8 protein-coding genes are annotated in these 7,328 nt (G+C 65.4%); 4 read left to right on the plus strand and 4 right to left on the minus strand.

The annotated features are described in order from the left end of the window. The 4 genes from AC3AYF_RS13570 to AC3AYF_RS13585 form a co-directional block, all read left to right on the plus strand. A partial coding sequence (locus tag AC3AYF_RS13570) for a tripartite tricarboxylate transporter TctB family protein (RefSeq protein WP_487779858.1) occupies positions 1-178 on the plus strand: 178 nt, incomplete at its 5' end. A gap of 70 nt (positions 179-248) precedes the next feature. After that, entirely contained in the window at positions 249-1,226 is a 978-nt protein-coding gene (locus tag AC3AYF_RS13575; RefSeq protein ID WP_295035018.1) for a Bug family tripartite tricarboxylate transporter substrate binding protein, read from the plus strand. A gap of 75 nt (positions 1,227-1,301) precedes the next feature. Next, entirely contained in the window at positions 1,302-2,786 is a 1,485-nt protein-coding gene (locus tag AC3AYF_RS13580) for a tripartite tricarboxylate transporter permease (protein ID WP_295035020.1), read from the plus strand. A gap of 37 nt (positions 2,787-2,823) precedes the next feature. After that, positions 2,824-4,140 carry a nickel pincer cofactor-dependent isomerase, group 22 gene (locus tag AC3AYF_RS13585; protein ID WP_295035021.1) on the plus strand — a complete coding sequence of 439 codons (1,317 nt, stop codon included), beginning with the start codon at positions 2,824-2,826 and terminating at the stop codon, positions 4,138-4,140. 93 nt (positions 4,141-4,233) lie between these two features. Here AC3AYF_RS13585 and AC3AYF_RS13590 read toward each other — a convergent pair whose 3' ends face one another. From AC3AYF_RS13590 to AC3AYF_RS13605, 4 genes are all read right to left on the minus strand, one after another. Next, a complete protein-coding gene (locus tag AC3AYF_RS13590) occupies positions 4,234-5,178 on the minus strand; it encodes a phosphoglycerate dehydrogenase (protein ID WP_295035023.1) in 945 nt (314 codons plus the stop codon). Positions 5,179-5,189: 11 nt separating this feature from the next. Then, positions 5,190-6,092, minus strand: coding sequence for an NAD(P)-dependent oxidoreductase (locus tag AC3AYF_RS13595; protein WP_295035025.1), 903 nt, complete (start codon positions 6,090-6,092; stop codon positions 5,190-5,192). Between the two features lie 36 nt (positions 6,093-6,128). Continuing rightward, positions 6,129-7,139, minus strand: coding sequence for a 4-hydroxythreonine-4-phosphate dehydrogenase PdxA (pdxA, locus tag AC3AYF_RS13600; RefSeq protein WP_295035026.1), 1,011 nt, complete (start codon positions 7,137-7,139; stop codon positions 6,129-6,131). Then, positions 7,136-7,328, minus strand: a 193-nt coding sequence (locus AC3AYF_RS13605) for a hypothetical protein (protein WP_487779857.1), incomplete at its 5' end; no start/stop codon positions are given. The genes AC3AYF_RS13605 and pdxA, both read right to left, overlap by 4 nt.

A 7,328-nucleotide genomic window follows, 5' to 3' on the forward strand; every position in this document is an offset into this window, starting at 1 on the left:
GGCCTATGCCGCCACCTTCGAACGGGTCGGATATCTGCCCAGCACGATCGTGATGTACGTGATCGGCATGCTGCTGCTCAAGGAGCGGCGGGTGGTGCATTTCCTGCTGGTGCCCGTGGCCGTCGTCCTGGGGGTCTATTTCGGCTTTACCGGACTGCTCGATGTCTATCTGCCTTGAGGATGTCGAGGCACCGGAGGTAAGTCGTAACCGACGACCGACATATCGATAACAACGCTAGGAGACGATGATGAAAACGCAGTGGATGAATGCACTGGCACTGGCCGCGGGGATGACCGGCCTGTTCACGGGGTCGGCGACCGCGGCGGACTATCCGGTCAGGCCGATTCAGGTGATCGTGCCCTACTCGGCCGGCGGAGGGACGGACCTTTCCGCGCGGATCATGGCCGACACGATCAAGAAGTATCTGGACAAGCCCATGATCGTGCGTAATCAGCCCGGCGGGGGCGGCTCCATCGGTACCAGTTCGATACTGCACGCGCGCCCCGACGGTTACACGCTGGGGATGGGCGCTCAAGGGCCCCTGGCGATGCTGCCGCACTATGGTGGCGTCGACTACAGCATCGACGACGTCGAGTTTCTTGCGCTGATGGGGCGCAACCTGATGGTTCTGGCAGCCTGTCAGGGCGCGCCGTTCGATGATGCCCAGGGCTTTCTCGACTACGCCGAGGCTCATCCGGGCGAGGTGAGGGTCGGTAACTCCGGTGCCGGCGGAGCGAACCACATTGCCATGGAGGGGCTGGCGAATGCCGCCGGCCTCGAAGTGAAGAGCATGCCTTTCGGCGGTTCCTCCGCTGCCGTGACCGCCTGTGTCGGCGGACATATCGACGGTGTCGTGGCGTCACCGGCCGAGGTGCTGCCGCAAGCAGACAACGGGGGGCTCGAGCCCATACTGGTGATGGAGGACAAGCGCATCGACGTGCTGCCGGATACGCCCGTTCCCAGCGAGTTCGGCATCGACTTCGCCTGGTCATCCTGGAAAGGCGTCATCGCGCCCAAGGGGCTGCCGGAAGCGGTCAAGAAGACGCTGAGCGAGGCGCTGAGGAAGACTTTCCAGGACGAGGATTTTCTCTCCCGCATGAAGGATATGGGGGAATTCGTCGACTATCGCACAGGCGACGCCTACCGCGAGCTGGCGGAGAAAGATTCGAAAACGGCGGAAGCCATCATCCGCAAGCTCGGCATGTATGGCGTCAACCAGCAGTGACTCAGGGCGTTTCCCGCACGGCGACAGGCCGTGTGGGGGCGTCGCGGTATCGACCAGTCGTTCGGAAGCCTAGTCATGGATATTTCACCGCACGTGCTCGCGGTCTTCGACCCCGAAGTGTTATGGACCATCGCCCTGGGGACCCTTGGCGGCATCGTCATCGGTGCACTGCCCGGCTTGACGGCGACCATGGGGGTGGCGCTGCTGATTCCGCTGACCTTCGGCATGGCCCCGATACTGGGATTGAACATGCTGATCGGGATCTATATCGGGGGAATCTACGGCGGCTGCGTCTCGGCGATCCTGCTGCGCACGCCGGGTACGCCCTCGTCCGCCGCGACGGTGCTGGACGGTTACCCGCTGGCGCAAAAGGGTGAAGCCGGCAAGGCACTGGGCATGGCGACCATCGCCTCGTTCGTGGGCGGTATCATCGCTGCCGTGGTGCTGGCGGCCCTGGCCCCGCAACTGGCGACCCTGGCGCTGAAATTCGGGCCGGCGGAGTATTTCGCGCTGGCCGTCTTCGGTCTCACGATTATCGCCAGCCTGTCCCAGGATATCCTCAAGGGCGCTATCGCCGGTCTGGCCGGCATCCTCATCGGCTGCGTGGGCGCGGACCCGATCAGCGGCATCTCGCGCTACACGTTCGGGATCTCGGGCTTCGCCTCCGGATTCGCCTTCACCCCGGCACTGATCGGCCTGTTCGCCCTCTCCGAGGTGTTCTCGCAGATCGAGAAGATCCTGAGCGACCGCGTGGAGCGGATGAAGGTGTCGGGTATCTGGCCCTCGCGCGCGGACCTCAAGGGATCTTTGACCACCATGGTGAGAGGCTCGGTGATCGGGACCTTCATCGGCATCATCCCGGGGACGGGGTCGGGCACGGCTTCCTGGATCAGCTACAACGAGGCGCGTCGCACCTCGAAGACGCCGGAGAAGTTCGGCACCGGCCACATGCCGGGGATCGCAGCGACGGAGAGTGCCAACAATGCGGTCTGTGCCGCGGCCTTGATCCCGTTGCTGGCATTGGGGATTCCCGGCGACGTGGTCACAGCGGTGCTGATGGGCGGTCTGATGATCCAGGGCCTAGCACCCGGTCCGATGCTGTTCCAGCAGCATCCCGACATCGTCGTCGGCATCTTCACCGGGACTTTCGTGGCGACGATCTTCATGCTGGTGTTCGGCCTGTTGGGCATTCGCTTCTTCACCCAGATACTGCGAGTCCCGCGGCGCATCCTGACCCTGGCGATCGTGGTGTTCTGTTTCGTGGGCGCCTACTCGATCAATCTCAACGTCGTCGACCTCTACACCATGGTCGGATTCGGCGTGCTGGGTTACTTCATGCATAAATTCGGTTTCTCCCAGGCGGCGCTCTGTATCGCACTGATCCTGGGGCCAATGGCGGAGTCCAACCTGCGGCTCGGCCTGATGAGCGCCGATGACAATGTCGGCGTGCTGCTATCCGGCCCGATCACCGCGACGTTCCTGATCCTGGCGACACTGTCGCTGCTGTTGCCGCTCTATCGAAGCTATCGCGGTCGCCGGGTAGCGGTTGCCGCCCAATGACAGTCGAGCCGATGTCGCATCGCGTCCTGGAGCGGTCATGAAGCCAAGCTACGCCAGACTGGTCGAGGCGGTTCCGTTGCCACCGATGGCGCTGGTGCGCCAACGGTTCCAGGCCACGGATGTCGATAGCCCGACAGCGGCAGTGCGGGCGGCCATCGATGCCGCCGACATCGTCGACGAGCGCGTCAGGCCCGGCATGTCGATCGCGCTGACGGTCGGCAGTCGCGGTCTCGCCAATCTGCCGGAGCTGGTGAGAGCCATCGTCGATGCGCTGCTGGCCCGGGGTGCCAAGCCCTTCATCGTGCCGTCGATGGGCAGCCATGGCGGCGCCACCGCGGAGGGGCAGCGCCGCGTGCTGGCGCAACTCGGCGTGACCGAGGAGAGCGCAGGCTGCGAGATTCGCTCCAGCATGGAAACGGTGGCGCTGGGCACGCTCGACAACGGGATGTCGGTGCGTATCGACCGGCTGGCTTTCGAGGCCGACGGCATCGTGCTGTTCAATCGCATCAAGCCACACAGCGCCTTTCGCGCCGACAACGAGAGCGGGCTGGTCAAGATGCTCTCGATCGGCCTGGGCAAGCAGTCCGGCGCCGAGAACTGCCACGCCTGGGGGTTCCATTACGTCGGCCGGTTCATCGTCGAGATGGCGAGGGTCAAGCTACGAACCTGCCGGATCCTGTTCGGGATCGGCACGCTCGAGAATGCCTACGATCGTCTCTCCCGAGTCGTCGTATTGCCACCGGAGACGCTGATCGAGGAGGAGCGGATCCATCTTGCCGAGGCGATGCGCAACATGCCGCGTCTACCGCTGGGCCCGCCCGGAGACGCGATGGCCTCGGGGCCTCTCGACGTGCTGGTCGTGGATGAGGTCGGCAAGGAGTACTCGGGCAGCGGCATGGACCCCAACATCACCGGGCGCCCTTCGACCACGGCGATCAGCGGTGGTCCGGACGTGTCCCGGATCGCGGTGCTTGACGTCAGCGACAAGAGCGAGGGCAATGCCAATGGCGTGGCACGTGCCGACGTCATTACCGAGCGGCTGTTCCAGCGCTTCGACCGGGAAAAGGTCTATACCAACTCGCTGACATCGGGCGTACTGATCGCCGCCTCTATTCCCCTCGCCATGCCCGACGATCGCACAGCGATCCAGGCCGCGATCAAGACCTGCGGCTCCCACGATCCGGACGCGATCACGTTGATGCGGATCCCCAACACGCTTCATCTCGAGTATCTCTATGCCTCGGAAGCGCTGCTGCTGTCGCTGCGAGGGCGACCGGGGATCGAGATCGTGCACGAACCGCGCCCCATGCGTTTCGATGACCAGGGCCGGCTGCTGGATTCCTGGCCGCACTGAGTCTCCCGAGGACCTCTCCGTCCGGTCATGGCCGGCGACAGGAACGCGCGATTGCCGCCACTCGCCGACGCTATCGGCGAGTGGCGGCGATGCTCAGGCCGACACCGGATGGCGAGGTGCGCGACCATCGATGACGGCGATCACGTCATCGACGCAGCTCTGGCTCAGGGTCGTCAGCGCGTTCTCGGTATAGCCGGCGACATGCGATGTCGCGATGACGTTGTCGAGCGCGAACAGCGGATGCTCCGAGGCTGGTTCGATCTCGAAGGCATCGACCGCGGCGGCGGCGATCGTTCCCTGGGTCAGGGCATCGTAAAGCGCCGACTCATCGACGATCCCGCCACGCGCCGCGTTGATCAGCACCGCCGTCGGCTTCATCGACCCGAGCCGGGCGGCATCGATCAGGTGTCGCGTCTGTTCGGACAGGCCGACGTGAAGCGTGAGGTAGTCGGCGCGACGGCAGAGTTCGTCCAGCGGCATCAGTTCGACGCTCAGCGCGCTGGCAACGTCGGCATCCGCAAAGGGGTCATGAGCGACCAGGGTCATGTCGAACCCGGCCGCACGGCGGGCGACGGCCTGGCCGATGCTGCCGAGGCCGACGATGCCTAACGTGGCACCGTGCACGTCGCGGCCGAAGTGGCGCGGCCACTCGCCTCGCTTGGTGGCGGTATCGACCCGCGGGATGGCACGGGCCGACGCCATCAGCAGGGCGAAGGTGAAGTCCGCCACCGCCTCGCGGTTGGCGGCGGGCACGTTGGTGATGGTCACGCCGTGCCGTGCGGCGGCGGCAAGGTCGATGTTGTCGACGCCGACGCCGTGCTTCGCGACGATCTTCATCGCCGGTAGCGCGCCCAGCACACGATCGCTGATGGCGTTGAAGGCGACGATGGCGCCGACGGCGCCGTCGGCACGCTCGATGAAGGTGGTTTCGTCGATGTCCGCCGGCAGCGCGACCAGTTCGATGTCGCGAGCCTCCAGCGATTCGATCGGCGCACGGGAATACCTGGCGAAAGAGGGCGAGGTACAGACGATCTTCATGAGCCGGGTCCTCAGAACAAGGTCAGTTGATGGCGCGCGGCAACGATGTCGGAGAGCTCGGGCACGAACTTCTCGCCGTCGCCTTGGGATTCGGCGCTGGCGTAGAGATCGCGGACGGCCCTGGCGACGCCGGCCTCCACGTTCATCGCCTCGGCCAGCGAGGCCAGGTAGCGCGTGTCCTTGTGAGCGTTGGCCAGGGTGAAGCGATGGGCGTTGCGGTCGCGCTCCAGCACGTACTGGAAGAAGGTCTGGTAGAAGCCGCTGTCCATCCGCGAGCCGCGAATGACGCTGTCGAAGGTCTGCGGCGTGATGCCGGCCTTGGCACCGATGGTGAGCGCTTCGGCGAAGATCGCCCCGTAGCCCATGGCGAGGAAGTTGTTGAGCAGCTTCATGGTGTGGCCAGCGCCCACCGGGCCGACGTGGATGATCTTCGACGTCCAGGTCTCGAGAACCGGCCTCACGCGTTCCAGCACGCCATCATCCGCGCCCACGATCGCCTGCAGTTCGCCGGTGTCGGCCTGGGTCGGGGTGCCGCCAAGGGGGGCGTCGATCAGCGTGATGCCGTCGGCGGCGAGCGATTCGGCCAGGCGCCGGGTCAGCGTCGGTTCGGAGGTGGAGCAGTCGACGATCACCAGGTCCTGTCGGTTGGCGCGGCGGGCGCCGGCGCGGATGCCGTCCTCGCCGTCGATGATTGCCTCGACCTGCGGCGCGCCTGTCACGCAGAGAAACACGATATCGCACTCGGCGCCGAGTGCGGCGGCATCATCTACCTCCATCGCACCCTCGGCACGGAGTGCCTCGATCGGCTGACGGTTGCGGTGGGCCAGCGCCTTGAGCGGGTAGCCTGCCTTGAGGATGTTGCGGGCGATTCCGGCGCCCATGAGTCCGAGTCCTGCGAATCCGATGGTTGGCATGTCGCTCTCCTGCTTTGGGAATGGGTGAATTCGATGTCAGGTCGGCAGCGCGGTTCGACGGCTGGCGAGTTCGACGGCCTGGCGTAGCGCCTCGATCAGGCTGCGCTCGTCGGCGATGCCCTTGCCGGCAATATCGAACGCGGTGCCATGGTCGACCGAGGTGCGAACCACCGGCAGGCCGACGGTGACGTTGACGCCCGCCTCGAGCCCCATCACCTTGACCGGGCCATGGCCCTGGTCGTGGTACATCGCCACGACACAGTCGAAGTCTCCGCGGCCGGCACGGAAGAACAGCGTGTCGGCGGGCAGAGGGCCTTCGACGTTCCAGCCGCGCTCGCGCAACGCCTTGATCGCCGGGACGATTTTCTCTTCCTCTTCGCCATAGCCGAACAGCCCGTTCTCGCCGGCGTGGGGATTGATGCCGCAGACGGCGATGCGCGGGTCGTGAATGCCGGCCCGGGCCAGCGTTTCGTGGGCGCGCTCGATGGTCCGCGTGACCAGCTCCGGCTCGATGCGCGCGATGGCATCGATGATGCCGATATGGGTGGTGACGTGGATCACTTTCATCTTCGGCGTCACCAGCATCATCGAGACTTCCTCAGTGCCGGTCAGGTGCGCCAGCAGTTCGGTGTGGCCCGGGAAGAGGTGGCCGCCGGCATGCAGCGCCTCCTTGTTGAGCGGCGCGGTGCAGATCGCGTCGAGTTCGCCGGCCTCGATCAGTTCGACAGTCCTGGCGATGTAGCGATAGGCGGCATCGCCGGCTATCCTGGAGACCTTCCCCCAGGGCAGGTCAGCGGGGATCAGCCCGAGATCGATACACTCGAGGGTGCCGCGTTCGAACCGTGCCTGGGCGGGGGTCTCCACCACATGCAGCTCGAGCGTCGAGCCGACGATCTCCATCGCCTGGCGCAGGCGTCCGGCGTCGCCGATGACCAGCGGCCGGCAGCTGTCGTGGACGGTGTCCTGGGCCAGTGCCTTGACGATGATCTCCGGCCCGACGCCGGCGGCATCGCCCATGGTGATGCCGATGACGGGACGATCGGTCATGTGCGTATCCTCTGTTGAGTCTGGAAAGTGGAGATGGAACCGGTGTCGTGCCAGATCCGCACGAAGGCTTCGGTATCGCCGAAGCCGCCCGCCTTGGTGATCACTTCGAGCGTCCGGCCGTCATGATTCGCATGCATCCTTGCCATCCCGGTGTCGGGCGCATCGACGAGATCGAGCTCGGTGACCTCT

The organism is Salinicola sp. (genome assembly GCF_982684285.1).

What these genes read in the sequence shown, in the direction of transcription:
- AC3AYF_RS13575 (WP_295035018.1), top strand. Translation starts at nt 249, where the DNA reads ATGAAAACGCAGTGGATGAATGCACTGGCACTGGCCGCGGGGATGACC.
- AC3AYF_RS13580 (WP_295035020.1), top strand. Translation starts at nt 1,302, where the DNA reads ATGGATATTTCACCGCACGTGCTCGCGGTCTTCGACCCCGAAGTGTTA.
- AC3AYF_RS13585 (WP_295035021.1), top strand. Translation starts at nt 2,824, where the DNA reads ATGAAGCCAAGCTACGCCAGACTGGTCGAGGCGGTTCCGTTGCCACCG.
- AC3AYF_RS13590 (WP_295035023.1), bottom strand. Translation starts at nt 5,178, where the DNA reads ATGAAGATCGTCTGTACCTCGCCCTCTTTCGCCAGGTATTCCCGTGCG.
- AC3AYF_RS13595 (WP_295035025.1), bottom strand. Translation starts at nt 6,092, where the DNA reads ATGCCAACCATCGGATTCGCAGGACTCGGACTCATGGGCGCCGGAATC.
- pdxA (WP_295035026.1), bottom strand. Translation starts at nt 7,139, where the DNA reads ATGACCGATCGTCCCGTCATCGGCATCACCATGGGCGATGCCGCCGGC.